At 61.7% G+C, this 12,696-nt stretch carries 13 protein-coding genes; 6 read left to right on the top strand and 7 right to left on the bottom strand.

Annotated elements, in window-relative coordinates:
- Positions 1-14: 14 nt before the first annotated feature.
- Positions 15-1,331 carry a S41 family peptidase gene (locus GFU70_RS01980; RefSeq protein ID WP_058546231.1) on the top strand — a complete coding sequence of 439 codons (1,317 nt, stop codon included), beginning with the start codon at positions 15-17 and terminating at the stop codon, positions 1,329-1,331.
- A gap of 1 nt (position 1,332) precedes the next feature.
- Positions 1,333-2,112 carry a divergent polysaccharide deacetylase family protein gene (locus GFU70_RS01975; protein ID WP_116643360.1) on the top strand — a complete coding sequence of 260 codons (780 nt, stop codon included), beginning with the start codon at positions 1,333-1,335 and terminating at the stop codon, positions 2,110-2,112.
- Positions 2,113-2,264: 152 nt separating this feature from the next.
- On the opposite strand, the gene GFU70_RS01970 is transcribed toward GFU70_RS01975, so the two are convergent.
- The 7 genes from GFU70_RS01970 to GFU70_RS01940 all read right to left on the bottom strand — a co-directional run bounded on the left by GFU70_RS01970 (position 2,265) and on the right by GFU70_RS01940 (position 8,062).
- Positions 2,265-3,011, bottom strand: coding sequence for a substrate-binding periplasmic protein (locus GFU70_RS01970; RefSeq protein ID WP_058546229.1), 747 nt, complete (start codon positions 3,009-3,011; stop codon positions 2,265-2,267).
- Between the two features lie 63 nt (positions 3,012-3,074).
- Positions 3,075-3,845, bottom strand: coding sequence for an imidazole glycerol phosphate synthase subunit HisF (gene hisF, locus GFU70_RS01965; protein ID WP_153387523.1), 771 nt, complete (start codon positions 3,843-3,845; stop codon positions 3,075-3,077).
- 9 nt (positions 3,846-3,854) lie between these two features.
- A complete protein-coding gene (gene hisA, locus GFU70_RS01960) occupies positions 3,855-4,592 on the bottom strand; it encodes a 1-(5-phosphoribosyl)-5-[(5-phosphoribosylamino)methylideneamino]imidazole-4-carboxamide isomerase (RefSeq protein ID WP_058546228.1) in 738 nt (245 codons plus the stop codon).
- A 42-nt stretch (positions 4,593-4,634) separates the two neighbouring features.
- Positions 4,635-4,889 carry a DUF2164 domain-containing protein gene (locus GFU70_RS01955; RefSeq protein ID WP_058546227.1) on the bottom strand — a complete coding sequence of 85 codons (255 nt, stop codon included), beginning with the start codon at positions 4,887-4,889 and terminating at the stop codon, positions 4,635-4,637.
- Complete coding sequence (gene hisH, locus GFU70_RS01950) at positions 4,889-5,527, bottom strand: imidazole glycerol phosphate synthase subunit HisH (protein ID WP_058546226.1); 639 nt, start codon at positions 5,525-5,527, stop codon at positions 4,889-4,891. Before hisH ends, GFU70_RS01955 begins: the two co-directional genes overlap by 1 nt.
- Positions 5,527-6,120 carry an imidazoleglycerol-phosphate dehydratase HisB gene (gene hisB, locus GFU70_RS01945; protein WP_003186751.1) on the bottom strand — a complete coding sequence of 198 codons (594 nt, stop codon included), beginning with the start codon at positions 6,118-6,120 and terminating at the stop codon, positions 5,527-5,529. The genes hisH and hisB overlap by 1 nt, the downstream gene beginning before the upstream one ends.
- 280 nt (positions 6,121-6,400) lie before the next feature.
- Entirely contained in the window at positions 6,401-8,062 is a 1,662-nt protein-coding gene (locus GFU70_RS01940) for an OFA family MFS transporter (protein ID WP_058546224.1), read from the bottom strand.
- 261 nt (positions 8,063-8,323) lie between these two features.
- Here GFU70_RS01940 and panM point away from each other — a divergent pair, with 261 nt between their 5' ends.
- From panM to GFU70_RS01920, 4 genes are all read left to right on the top strand, one after another.
- A complete protein-coding gene (panM, locus tag GFU70_RS01935) occupies positions 8,324-8,722 on the top strand; it encodes an aspartate 1-decarboxylase autocleavage activator PanM (RefSeq protein ID WP_058546223.1) in 399 nt (132 codons plus the stop codon).
- 354 nt (positions 8,723-9,076) lie between these two features.
- The gene (locus tag GFU70_RS01930) at positions 9,077-11,308 is read left to right on the top strand and encodes an AsmA family protein (RefSeq protein ID WP_153387522.1); all 2,232 of its coding nucleotides are present in this window, start codon (positions 9,077-9,079) and stop codon (positions 11,306-11,308) included.
- Positions 11,305-12,372 carry an A/G-specific adenine glycosylase gene (mutY, locus tag GFU70_RS01925; protein WP_153387521.1) on the top strand — a complete coding sequence of 356 codons (1,068 nt, stop codon included), beginning with the start codon at positions 11,305-11,307 and terminating at the stop codon, positions 12,370-12,372. The genes GFU70_RS01930 and mutY overlap by 4 nt, the downstream gene beginning before the upstream one ends.
- Entirely contained in the window at positions 12,369-12,641 is a 273-nt protein-coding gene (locus GFU70_RS01920) for an oxidative damage protection protein (RefSeq protein WP_003196814.1), read from the top strand. Before mutY ends, GFU70_RS01920 begins: the two co-directional genes overlap by 4 nt.
- Positions 12,642-12,696: the final 55 nt, after the last annotated feature.

Raw genomic sequence — 12,696 nt, 5'->3', positions numbered from 1 at the left:
GGAGTTCGTTCGACATGCTGCATTTGTCCCGCCTTACCTCGCTGGCCCTGACGATCGCCCTCGTGATCGGAGCGCCCCTGGCTTTCGCCGCCGAACCGGTCCCGTCGGCACCCGCCGCCACAGCCGCGACCACCAAGGCCCCGCTGCCGCTGGACGAACTGCGCACCTTTGCCGAGGTCATGGACCGGATCAAGGCCGCCTACGTGGAACCGGTGGATGACAAGATGCTGCTGGAGAATGCCATCAAAGGCATGCTCAGCAACCTTGACCCGCACTCGGCCTACCTGGGGCCGGACGACTTTGCCGAGCTGCAGGAAAGCACCAGCGGCGAATTCGGTGGCCTGGGCATCGAGGTCGGCAGCGAAGACGGTTTCGTCAAAGTGGTTTCGCCCATCGACGACACCCCTGCTTCCAAGGCCGGCATCCAGGCCGGTGATTTCATCGTCAAGATCAACGGCCAGCCGACGCGCGGCCAGAGCATGACCGAAGCCGTGGACAAGATGCGCGGCAAGATCGGCCAGAAGATCACCCTGACCCTGGTACGCGACGGTGGCACGCCGTTCGACGTGACCCTCACGCGGGCGATCATCCAGGTCAAGAGTGTGAAGAGCCAGTTGCTGGAGTCGGGCTACGGTTATATCCGCATTACCCAATTCCAGGTCAAGACTGGCGAAGAAGTCGCCAAGGCCCTGGCCAAGCTGCGCAAGGACAACGGCAAGAAGCTCAACGGCCTGGTCCTGGACATGCGCAACAACCCCGGCGGCGTGCTGCAATCGGCGGTGGAAGTGGTGGATCACTTCATCACCAAGGGCCTGATCGTCTACACCAAGGGGCGTATCGCCAATTCCGAGCTGCGCTTCTCGGCCACCGGCAACGACCTGAGCGAAGCCGTGCCATTGGTCGTGCTGATCAACGGCGGCAGCGCCTCGGCATCGGAAATCGTCGCCGGCGCCCTGCAGGACCAAAAGCGTGGCGTGGTCATGGGCACCACCAGTTTCGGCAAGGGCTCGGTGCAGACCGTATTGCCACTGAACAACGACCGCGCCCTGAAAATCACCACCGCGCTGTACTTCACGCCCAACGGTCGCTCCATCCAGGCCCAGGGCATCGTCCCGGACATCGAGGTGCGCAAGGCCAAGATCACCAGCGAGCAGGACAGCGAGTACTTCAAGGAAGCCGACCTGCAAGGTCACCTGGGCAATGGCAACGGCGGCGCCGACAAACCAACGGGCTCCGGCGCCAAGGCCAAGCCAATGCCACAGGATGACGACTACCAGTTGGCCCAGGCCCTGAGCCTGCTCAAAGGGTTGAACATCACGTCCGGCCGCTGAGATGGGCCTGCGCTTCATCTTCGTCCTGCTGTGCCTGCTGGCGGGAGCCGTTAACGCGGCGCCCGCCACACCCTCTTCGCCGCACAAGGCCTACCTGAGCCTGATCATCGACGACCTGGGGCAAAACCTGCCTCGGGATCGCCGGGTTCTGGCCCTCCCCGGCCCGGTCACCGCCGCGATCATGCCTGACACCCCCCACGCCGCCGAATTCGCCCGTGAGGCTCATCGCGCTGGCAAGCTGGTCATGCTGCACATGCCCATGGACCCGGCCACCGGGCCATTCGCCTGGCACCCCGAACTGCCCATCGAAGAGCTGGGCAAGCGCCTCGACGCCGCATTCGCTGCCGTGCCCTATACCAGCGGGATCAACAACCACATGGGCAGCCGCATGACCGCCCAGCCCCAGGCCATGGAATGGCTGATGGCGAACTTGCAGCAGCGACACAAGTTTTTCGTCGACAGCCGCACCAGCGCCCAGACCGTCGCCGCCGCCGAGGCGCAAAAGATCGGCCTCGCCAGTGTGTCGCGGGACGTGTTCCTGGACGACGAGCGCACCGAAGCCGCCATCACCCACCAGCTCCAGATCGCCATCGACCTGGCCCGCCGGCAAGGCTCGGCCGTGATGATCGGCCATCCCTACCCACAGACCCTGGCAGTGCTCGAACGCGAGCTACCGCGGCTCAAGGCCCAGGGCATCGAATGGATCGACATCAAGTTGATGATCAGCCTGCGCAGCAATCGGGCGATGCTCGGGCATGGGAAAGATGGGGTTTATCGGTAGCGGGAAACGCGTTGCCTTCATCGCGAGCAGGCTCGCTCCCACAGGGGATCTGCTGTGAACACAAACGTTGTGCCCGATTCAGAACCACCGTGGGAGCGAGCTTGCTCCGGGCGGCGATCCGACGATGGCGGCGGCACAGTCCTGCACAGCGGTCAGAGATACCGCGCCATGATCGCGTCCACTTCACCTTCCTTGCGCAATTCATCCAGGGCCTTTTGAAGCCGGGCGACCACATCGTCAGGCACGTCCTTGTTCAACGCCAGGTACAACTCGGCGCTGTTGAAACGCAGCACGGTCTTGAGATCGGTCACCCCTTCCTGACGCGCCAGGTAACGCCCGGCAGGATCGCCGGTGGCCCATAGATCAATCTGGCCGTTAACCAGTTTTCGGGCGTTATCCTGATCACGCAACGCGACGATCGGGTTCAACCCTTGCCTGGCCAAGGTCTCGGCAATCGCGTCGCCCTTGTAGGCACCGATCTTGTATTGACGCGCCTGCTCCAGCGAACCGAGGGCGATCTTGCTATCGGTCTTGGCGAGCATGATCCAGTCATCCGGGCCGATCGGGCCAACCCATTTGAAAAGCTTTTCACGCTCCGGCAACCGCGCCATGACAAACACACCGTAGCCTGGGTTTTCCAGCGCGAGCTTGTAGATCCGCTCCCAGGGGAAACGCAGCGTCAGGCTGTAGGAGATATCGGCACGCTTGAATATTTCGCGGACAATGTCCACGGCAATGCCATGGATGTTCTCGTCCTGGGCAAAGTTCTTGCCGTTCTTGGCCATGTTGTACGGCGGGAAATTTTCCGTCAGCAACACCAGCGATGTATCAGCGGCGCGGACGGTGCCTGCGAGCAGCAGTGTGGCACCGGCAAAGGCAAGAACGAGGCGTTTGAGCATGTCGGGCTACCGCAATCCATGGTGTGCCCAAGAGTGCCTTGGGCCCGCCATGGTGTCCAGCGATCAGCGTATACAGATACCGCGATGCGCCAGGTAGGCCTTGGCTTCCGGCACGGTGTATTCGCCAAAGTGGAAAATGCTCGCCGCCAGCACCGCGCTGGCATGGCCTTCCAGGATGCCGTCGGCCAGGTGCTGCAGGTTGCCGACACCGCCGGAAGCGATCACCGGTATGCCCAGCGCATCGCTGATGGCGCGGGTAACACCGAGGTCGAAGCCGTTTTTCATGCCGTCCTGGTCCATGCTGGTCAGCAGGATCTCACCGGCGCCCAGGCCTTCCATCTTCTTCGCCCACTCGACGGCGTCGAGGCCCGTGGGTTTGCGACCGCCGTGGGTGAAGATCTCCCAGCGCGGGGTTTCGCCAGGGCCGGAGACCTTCTTCGCGTCAATGGCCACGACGATGCACTGCGAACCGAAGTGCTGGGCCGCTTCGCCGACGAATTCCGGGTTGAACACCGCTGCGGTGTTGATCGACACCTTGTCGGCACCGGCATTGAGCAGGTTGCGGATGTCCTGCACGGTGCGCACGCCGCCGCCCACGGTCAGTGGGATGAACACCTGGCTGGCCATGCGCTCGACGGTATGGAGCGTGGTATCGCGGCCATCGACGCTGGCCGTGATGTCGAGGAAGGTAATCTCGTCCGCACCCTGTTCGTCGTAGCGACGGGCGATTTCCACCGGGTCGCCGGCATCACGGATGTTCTCGAACTTGACGCCCTTGACCACCCGGCCGTTGTCCACGTCCAGGCAAGGGATGATGCGTTTGGCCAGCGCCATGGTGAGTCCTCAGCCGTTGTAGGCGTCGCAGAAGGCCTGGGCCTCGGCGACGTCCAGGGTGCCTTCATAGATCGCGCGACCGGTGATCGCACCAATAATGCCCGGCGCCTTGGCGTCGAGCAGTGCCTTGATGTCACCCAGGTTGTGGATACCGCCGGAGGCGATCACCGGGATCTTCGTCGCGGCAGCCAGGGCAGCGGTGAACGGGACGTTGCAGCCCTGCATCATGCCGTCTTTGGCGATGTCGGTGTAGACGATGGCTGATACGCCGTCGGCTTCGAAACGCTTGGCCAGGTCGATCACCTGCACGGTGCTGACTTCAGCCCAACCGTCGGTGGCGACGAACCCATCCTTTGCGTCCAGGCCAACGATGACCTTGCCCGGGAAGGCGCGGCAGGCTTGAGCCACGAACTCAGGCTCCTTCACGGCCTTGGTGCCGATGATCACGTAGCTCACGCCAGCCTTGACGTAGTGCTCGATGGTTTCCAGCGAGCGAATGCCGCCGCCGATCTGGATCGGCAGGTTCGGGTAGCGCTTGGCGATGGCCGTGACCACCTCACCGTTGACTGGCTGCCCTTCGAAAGCGCCGTTCAGGTCGACCAGATGCAGGCGACGGCAGCCGCCCTCCACCCACTTGGCGGCCATGCTCACCGGGTCATCGGAAAACACCGTGGAGTCTTCCATGCGGCCCTGGCGCAGACGTACGCAAGCGCCGTCCTTGAGATCGATAGCGGGGATAATCAGCATCTGGCAAACCTTCAAATACGAATATTCAGCTTGGCTCGAAAATCAGTTTTTCTCGAGCGCCCACAAGTCGCTTTCTATGCTTTCGAACCTTTCTTTAAGGTGCGTCTGCACATCGAAAATCGCCCTGTTGTAATAATGCGGAGCAATTTCGCGGGTAAACAGGTCAAGAATTTCCGCCGCTTCGAACGAACCCAGGTCCAGCTCGAAACGTTCCTCCATGAACCGCTGGATCTTGCGGTTCGCTTCACTCTCCTGCTCGGATGTGAGGGTGAGGATCGGCGGTTTCTTGCGGGCCATTACCAGCGCCCGTCCCACGCTGCGAAGTTCTGCAACAGTTGCAGGCCATGGGTATGGCTCTTCTCGGGGTGGAACTGCACGGCGAAGCGCGAACCATCGGCCAGGGCCGCAGCGAAATCGACACCATAGTGCCCGCTGCCCACCACCTGCCGCGCATTGCCGGCGGCGATGTAGTAGCTGTGCACGAAGTAGAAGCGCGCCAGGTCCGGGATGTTGTGCCACAGCGGGTGATCCACCGTCTGCTTCACTTCGTTCCAGCCCATGTGCGGAACCTTCAGGTGCTCGCCGTCTTCATGCAGGCCCTTGCCGAAGAACTTTACCTGGCCTGGGAACATGGCAATGCAATCGACGCCTTCGTTCTCCTCGCTGCGTTCGAGCAAGGCTTGCATGCCCACGCAGATGCCGAGGAACGGACGATCCTGGCTGACTTCGAGCACCAGCTTGTCGAAGCCCAGGCGACGAATCTCGGCCATGCAATCGCGAATCGCACCGACACCGGGGAACACCACTCGGTCGGCTTCGCGAATCACGTCGGCATCGCTGGTGATCAGCACCTTGCCAGCGCCCACGTGCTCGAGCGCCTTGGCCACCGAGTGCAGGTTGCCCATGCCATAGTCGATAACAGCGACCGTCTGCATTACAGGACGCCCTTGGTCGAAGGCATCTGCCCGGCCATGCGGTCATCGAGCTCGACGGCCATGCGCAGGGCGCGGCCGAAAGCCTTGAACACGGTTTCGATCTGGTGGTGGGTGTTGTGCCCGCGCAGGTTGTCGATGTGCAGGGTCACGTTGGCGTGGTTGACGAAGCCCTGGAAGAATTCCTGGAATAGGTCAACGTCGAAGCCGCCGACGGTGGCACGGGTGTACGGCACATGCATCTGCAGGCCCGGACGGCCGGAGAAATCGATGACCACGCGCGACAGCGCTTCATCGAGCGGTACGTAGGCATGGCCGTAGCGACGGATGCCCTTCTTGTCGCCGATGGCTTTGGTAAACGCCTGGCCCAAGGTGATACCGACGTCTTCCACCGTGTGGTGGTCGTCGATGTGCAGGTCGCCCTTGCTGACGATGTCCAGGTCGATCAGCCCGTGACGGGCGATCTGGTCCAGCATGTGCTCAAGAAAAGGTACACCGATATCAAACCGGGCCTTTCCGGTGCCATCCAGGTTGATCGAGGCTTTGATCTGGGTTTCCAGAGTGTCGCGCTCGACAGACGCCTTACGTTCGGCCATCACCAGCTCCGCAAAATCATTGGGCGAAAAAGGCAGCCATTATAGGGGCGCGAGCGGCAAACAGAAACACGAGAGGTGATATCCCTGACGGGTTGTCTCCCGCGCTGTCGGCGATAGACATGTCCATACAAGTCTTTGCCATCGCCCAAAACAACTGTGGGAGCGGGCTTGCTCGCGAAGAGGGAGTGTCAGCTGACATATATGCCTGCTGACCCACCGCATTCGCGAGCAAGCCCGCTCCCACAAATTTGCCCTTACCCTGATGGGTTCGGGCTACTCCTTAGTGGAACAACACCGCCGTCTTCTGCAGGGTCACCCACACACCCCACGCCAACGGAATGCCTACCACCAGCCAGGCGGCGATCGCCAGGGGCTTGGTGCCCGGCGCGGCTTTCCACTCCAGCGAAGTGCTGCCATCGGCGCCTTTGTCATGGCCCAGCGCCTGTTCGGCGGCCAGTTCGGCGTCGGTCATGAAGTACTTGTCGGCAACCGGACGGACCAGCAGGTTGCACAGCAAGCCCAGCACCAGCAGGCCGGCGAGGATGTACAAGGTGATGTCATAGGCCGCGGCACGTTCAACGCCGATGCTCAGTTGATACTCACGCAGGTAGTTCACCAGTACCGGACCCAGCACGCCTGCCGCTGCCCAGGCGGTCAGCAGGCGACCGTGGATTGCACCGACCATTTGCGTACCGAACAGGTCCGCCAGGTAGGCCGGCACCGTGGCGAAACCGCCGCCGTACATCGACAGGATGATGCAGAACGCCGCCACGAACAGCGCGACGCTGCCCAGGTGACCCAGGTTCGGGATCAGCGCGTACAAGGCAATGCCCAGGGCGAAGAACACGAAATAGGTGTTCTTGCGACCCAGGTAATCCGAGCAGGATGCCCAGAAGAACCGCCCACCGATGTTGAACAGGCTCAGCAGACCAGTGAAACCGGCCGCAATGGCCGCGATCTGACCCAGTTGCGCAGCATCCAACTGACCGAAAGGCAAGTCATTGCCGAGCAACTTGCCGCCGAACACTTCCTGCAACAGTGGCGATGCCATGCCGATGATGCCGATACCGGCGGATACGTTCAGGCACAGCACCAGCCATACCAGACGGAACTGCGGGGTTTTCCAGGCCACGTTCACGTGAACGTGACGATGGGTGATCATCGCGTTCGCGGCTTTCTTCGGTGCCGGGGTCCAGCCTTCAGGCTTCCAGCCGGTCGGCGGGACGCGGTACGCCAAGGCGCCACCGATCATGAACACGAAGTAGATCGCAGCCATGACCAGGAAGCTCTGCCATACGCCCACGCTGGTTGGCGAAGCGAAATGGCTCATCAGCGCCGCGGCCAGCGGAGCACCGACCATCGCACCACCGCCGAAGCCCATGATCGCCATGCCGGTCGCCATGCCGCGCTTGTCCGGGAACCACTTGATCAAGGTCGACACCGGGGAAATGTAGCCCAACCCCAGGCCGATACCGCCGATCACGCCGGAACCGAGCCACATCAGCCAGATCTGGTGGGTATAGATACCCAGCGCAGAAATCACCAGGCCACCGCACCAGCACAATGCCGATACAACACCGGCCTTGCGCGGCCCGGCGTGTTCCAGCCAGCCGCCCCAGATGGCTGCCGAGCAACCCAGGAAGATGAAGAACAGGGTGTAGATCCAGCCGAGCATCGAGATCGGCCAGTCACATTGGGACGAAAAGACTTGCGAGATGAAGCTCATATCCGGTGCACAGGCCACAGGCTTGGTGATACCCAAGGCTTTGGACAGTGGCAACCAGAACACCGAGAAGCCGTAGGCCATGCCGATGCACAAGTGAATGGCCAGTGCGGCCGGTGGAACCAGCCACCGGTTGAAACCGGGTTTGGCGATGATACGTTCCTTGGAGAGGAACGCTGGCTGGTCGGCGATGCCGCCTGCCGTGATGCTCGTGCTCATTGTGTATCCCCCAATTATTGGAATGGTCCGTCAGCCACGCATCACCCTCAGCCTTCATCGCACGCAGGCATGGCTGTATTTTCTGGTGAAGCTCCATAGTGTGCGACATCAAGTCGCAGAAGGACGGACGAACGGGCAAAGGTTACCATTTGCTCGTGACAGAAAAACCAAAGTGATATCACCTTTTTCGTGCCATCTGTCTTATCGCACGCTTGCTCGCTTTCTGTAGGGGGCTAACGATTTATTTTTTCAGGAATTTTCATGCCCATCGTTGTCCAGCTCATTTGCGACGCCAACTGTCAGGACCAACAGGACCTGCAGAAAATCTACCAGGATGCCCCGGGCTGGCTGTTCGCCCCCTTTGGCGATGCCACGCAACTGATCGCGCAATGCCTTGAGGAAGGTGCATTGATCGCGGCACGGTTCAATGACCGCCTGCTCGGTGCAGCACGCCTGCAACGGCACCAGAACGCTTGGCGCTTGTCCCACCTGTGCGTACGAAACGTTACCCGCCGCCGTGGCGTGGCTGAACGGCTGGTGAGCGAGGCCCGGCGAATGGCCGCGCAGAACGGTGCCGAGCTGCACTTGTTGGCCCCGGCCGGGCAACTGCAAGCCCAGGCCCTGGCGGCCAAGCTGAAGATGCCGCTTAATGAAAGCTAATCGATGGCTGCAGACAAATCCCGTGGTGAGGGGGCTTGCACTGTAGGAGCTGCCGAAGGCTGCGATCTTTTGATCTTTTGATCTTTTGATCTTTTGATCTTTTGATCTTTTGATCTTTTGATCTTTCGCTTGAGACTCAAGGGTTGGAGGAAAGATCGCAGCCTCGTTGCACTCGACAGCTCCTACACGGCTGCTACACGGTTGCTACACGGCATTTACGGCGCTGCGAGTGCAAGCTCCCTCGCCACGGGGGACAGCGCGGCGGCGAATCGAGAAACGATCCCCCAACGCGCCGCCAACTCAGGACGTTATACTCCCGGCTAAATTTTGAACTCAACCTACAAGGATTCGCCCATGAAAGCGTTCGGCAAAATCCTGGGTCTGGTACTTCTCGGGCTGTTGCTGATCATTGTGGCCCTGGGCTTTGCCCTGACCCACCTGTTCGATCCCAACGACTACAAAGAAGAGATCCGCCAGATAGCCCGCGACAAGGCCCACATCGAGCTGACCCTCAATGGCGACATCGGCTGGAGCCTGTTTCCATGGCTGGGTCTTGAGTTGCACGACGCCAGCGTCGCGACCCTGGCCAGCCCGACCCAGCCTTTCGCCGACCTGCAGATGCTCGGCCTTTCGGTCCGGGTAATACCCCTGCTGCGCCGGGAAGTACAAATGAGCGATGTGCGGGTCGAAGGCCTGAACCTGCGGCTCAACCGTGACAAGAACGGGCACGGTAACTGGGAAGACATCGGCAAGGTGCCGGCCTCTGCGTCGACGGCGAACGCGCCAGCCCCCGTGCCGGCCGAACAACCGACCCCGCCCGTCGGCACCACGGCAGAAAAACCTGCCCAGCCGACCCGCCTGGATATCGACAGCCTGACCGTGAACAACGCGCGGGTCCAATACACCGACGAGCAGACCGGCAAGCTGTTCACGGCCGAGAGCATCCAACTGAGCACCGGCCCGGTCCACGACTCCACCAACATCCCGGTCACCCTGACCGCCTTCCTGTCCAGCAACCAGCCAGCCGTACGCGTACGCACCGAAGTGACGGGTGAACTGCGCTTCGAACGTGCCCTGCAACGCTACAAGTTCGAAGACCTGAAATTGTCCGGCGAAGCCACGGGCGACCCCTTGCAGGGCAAGACCCTGAACTTCGCCGCCCAAGGCCAACTGTTCCTGGACAAGGCGGCAAACGTCGCCGAATGGACCGGCATCAAGCTGTCGCTCAATCAACTGCGCGCCCTGGGTGAACTGAAGGTCAACGACCTCGACAAGACCCCGCAATTGAATGGCGGGGTGTCGATCGCTCAGTTCGATCTGGCGAAGTTCGTCGACAGCGTCGGCCAGCAACTCCCGGCCATGGCCGAAGGCAGCCTGAGCAAGGTCGAACTGGTCAGCCGCATTGCCGGCACGCCGAGCAGCGTCGAATTCAACAACATCAACCTGAAGGTCGACGACAGCAATTTCAGCGGTCGCATCGCCGTGGAAGACTTTGCCAAACAGTCCCTGCGCGTACAGCTCAAGGCCGACACGTTCAACGTCGACCGTTACCTGCCGCCAAAGTCCGCCGAAGCCGACAGCTCCAAGGCAGCCCGCGAGGCCGAAGTCAGTAACACCGAAGCCAGCGCGATGGCCGGTGCCGGCAGTACACCGCTGCCGAGTGCGCCGACCCAGGGCGCCTGGAGTAACGACCGGCTGTTTCCGGTGGAACGCCTGAGCAAGCTGGACGTCGATGCCGACCTGACCTTCGGGCAACTGACCCTCGATAAACTGCCGATCCAGAACGCTGCGCTCAAGGCCACCGGCCTGGGCGGCCTGCTGACCCTGGAGAACCTGCGAGGCGACCTGTACAGCGGCAACTTCGAAACCAAGGGCACCTTGGACGTGCGCCAGGCTACGCCACGCCTGAGCCTGCAAACGCGCATCAACCGGGTCCCTGCCGAGAAAATCATCGAAAGCCAAGGCAAGAATCCGCCGGTCAAAGGCCTGGTCACGCTCAACAGCGCGATCACCGCCAGCGGCAATAGCCAGAAAGCCCTGATCGACAGCCTCAACGGCACCGCCGGGTTCGTCATCAACGATGGCGTGCTGCTCAATGCCAACCTCGAACAGCAATTGTGCAAAGGCATCGCCACCCTCAATCGCAAGACCCTCAGCGGCGAACCCCGGGGCAAGGACACGCCATTCCAACAACTCAACGGCAATCTCACCTTCAACAATGGCGTCGCCAACAACCCGGACCTGAAAGTGCGCATTCCCGGTATGACCGTCAACGGCAACGGTGATATCGACCTGCGGGTGCTGGGCATGGACTACCGTGTCGGCATCATCGTCGAAGGTGACAAGAGCGACATGCCCGACCCCGCCTGCCAGGTCAACGAACGCTACGTCGGCATCGAATGGCCGTTGCGCTGCCGCGGCCCGCTGGAGCTGGGCGCCAAGGCCTGCCGCCTGGACAACGAAGGGATGGGCAAGGTCGCGGCAAAACTGGCCGGCGATCGCCTCAGCGACAAGATCGATGAGAAGCTGGGCGACAAGGTCAGCCCCGAACTCAAAGACGCGCTCAAGGGGCTGTTCAAGCGATGAGAGCCGAGCAGTTTTCCACCGCTGTCCTGGACTGGTTCGACCGCCACGGGCGCCACGATTTGCCCTGGCAACAAGCCATCTCACCCTATCGGGTGTGGGTCTCGGAAATCATGTTGCAGCAGACCCAGGTCAGCACCGTGCTCAACTACTTCGACCGGTTCATGGCCTCGCTGCCCACCGTTCAAGCCCTGGCCGCCGCGCCGGAGGACGAAGTGCTGCACCTGTGGACCGGGCTGGGCTATTACACCCGCGCGCGCAACTTGCAGAAAACCGCGAAAATCGTCGTTGAACAGTACGGCGGCGAATTTCCCCGGGACGTGGAAAAACTCACCGAGTTGCCGGGGATCGGCCTGTCCACCGCCGGCGCCATCGCCAGCATCAGCATGGGCCTGCGGGCGCCGATTCTCGATGGCAACGTCAAGCGGGTGCTGGCGCGCTTCACCGCCCAGGAAGGTTACCCGGGCGAACCCAAGGTCGCCAAACAGCTGTGGGCCACCGCCGAGCGCTTCACGCCCCAGGACCGCGTCAACGCCTACACCCAGGCAATGATGGACCTGGGCGCCACACTCTGCACCCGCAGCAAACCCAGCTGCCTGCTCTGCCCGCTGAAAAACGGTTGCGAGGCGCACATGCTGGGCCTGGAAACCCGCTACCCGATTCCCAAGCCTCGCAAGGAAGTGCCCAAAAAGCGCACCTTGATGCCGATGCTGGCCAACCACGAAGGCGCAATCCTGCTTTACCGTCGCCCTTCCACGGGGCTGTGGGGCGGTCTGTGGAGCCTGCCGGAACTCGACGACCTCGACGACCTGCAACACCTGGCCCTGCAACACTCGCTGGAATTGGGCAGCCAACAGGAAATGCCAAGCCTGGTGCACACCTTCAGCCACTTCCAGTTGGCGATCGAACCCTGGCTGGTCCGGGTCCGGGAAACCGGCCATCACGTGGCCGAGGCCGACTGGCTCTGGTATAACCTCGCCACCCCGCCGCGCCTGGGCCTTGCCGCCCCGGTCAAAACCTTGCTCGAACGCGCGGCCGCCGTAATGAACGCAGGAGAGTTGCAATGACCCGCACCATCATGTGCCGCAAGTACAAAGAAGAACTCGAAGGCCTGGAACGTGCACCGTTCCCGGGCGCCAAGGGCCAGGACATCTACGACCACGTCTCGGCCAAGGCCTGGGCCGACTGGCAGAAACACCAGACCCTGCTGATCAACGAAAAACGCCTGAACATGATGAACGCCGAAGATCGCAAATACCTTCAGGGCGAGATGGACAAGTACTTTTCCGGCGAAGATTACGCCAAGGCCGAAGGCTACGTACCGCCGTCCGAATAAGCTGTTCAGCGCGGGGGCGGATCGTAAGCGACGGTAATAATTAAATATTTTTTGA

The organism is Pseudomonas brassicacearum (assembly GCF_009601685.2).
Taxonomy (GTDB): Bacteria; Pseudomonadota; Gammaproteobacteria; order Pseudomonadales; family Pseudomonadaceae; genus Aquipseudomonas; species Aquipseudomonas kilonensis_B.
Note: the sequence above shows the minus strand (reverse complement) of the source record. Positions and strands in the feature narration are given on the sequence as shown.

Coding starts and splice junctions, on each gene's coding strand:
- GFU70_RS01980 (WP_058546231.1), top strand. CDS start 15: ATGCTGCATTTGTCCCGCCTTACCTCGCTGGCCCTGACGATCGCCCTC.
- GFU70_RS01975 (WP_116643360.1), top strand. CDS start 1,333: ATGGGCCTGCGCTTCATCTTCGTCCTGCTGTGCCTGCTGGCGGGAGCC.
- GFU70_RS01970 (WP_058546229.1), bottom strand. CDS start 3,011: ATGCTCAAACGCCTCGTTCTTGCCTTTGCCGGTGCCACACTGCTGCTC.
- hisF (WP_153387523.1), bottom strand. CDS start 3,845: ATGGCGCTGGCCAAACGCATCATCCCTTGCCTGGACGTGGACAACGGC.
- hisA (WP_058546228.1), bottom strand. CDS start 4,592: ATGCTGATTATCCCCGCTATCGATCTCAAGGACGGCGCTTGCGTACGT.
- GFU70_RS01955 (WP_058546227.1), bottom strand. CDS start 4,889: ATGGCCCGCAAGAAACCGCCGATCCTCACCCTCACATCCGAGCAGGAG.
- hisH (WP_058546226.1), bottom strand. CDS start 5,527: ATGCAGACGGTCGCTGTTATCGACTATGGCATGGGCAACCTGCACTCG.
- hisB (WP_003186751.1), bottom strand. CDS start 6,120: ATGGCCGAACGTAAGGCGTCTGTCGAGCGCGACACTCTGGAAACCCAG.
- GFU70_RS01940 (WP_058546224.1), bottom strand. CDS start 8,062: ATGAGCACGAGCATCACGGCAGGCGGCATCGCCGACCAGCCAGCGTTC.
- panM (WP_058546223.1), top strand. CDS start 8,324: ATGCCCATCGTTGTCCAGCTCATTTGCGACGCCAACTGTCAGGACCAA.
- GFU70_RS01930 (WP_153387522.1), top strand. CDS start 9,077: ATGAAAGCGTTCGGCAAAATCCTGGGTCTGGTACTTCTCGGGCTGTTG.
- mutY (WP_153387521.1), top strand. CDS start 11,305: ATGAGAGCCGAGCAGTTTTCCACCGCTGTCCTGGACTGGTTCGACCGC.
- GFU70_RS01920 (WP_003196814.1), top strand. CDS start 12,369: ATGACCCGCACCATCATGTGCCGCAAGTACAAAGAAGAACTCGAAGGC.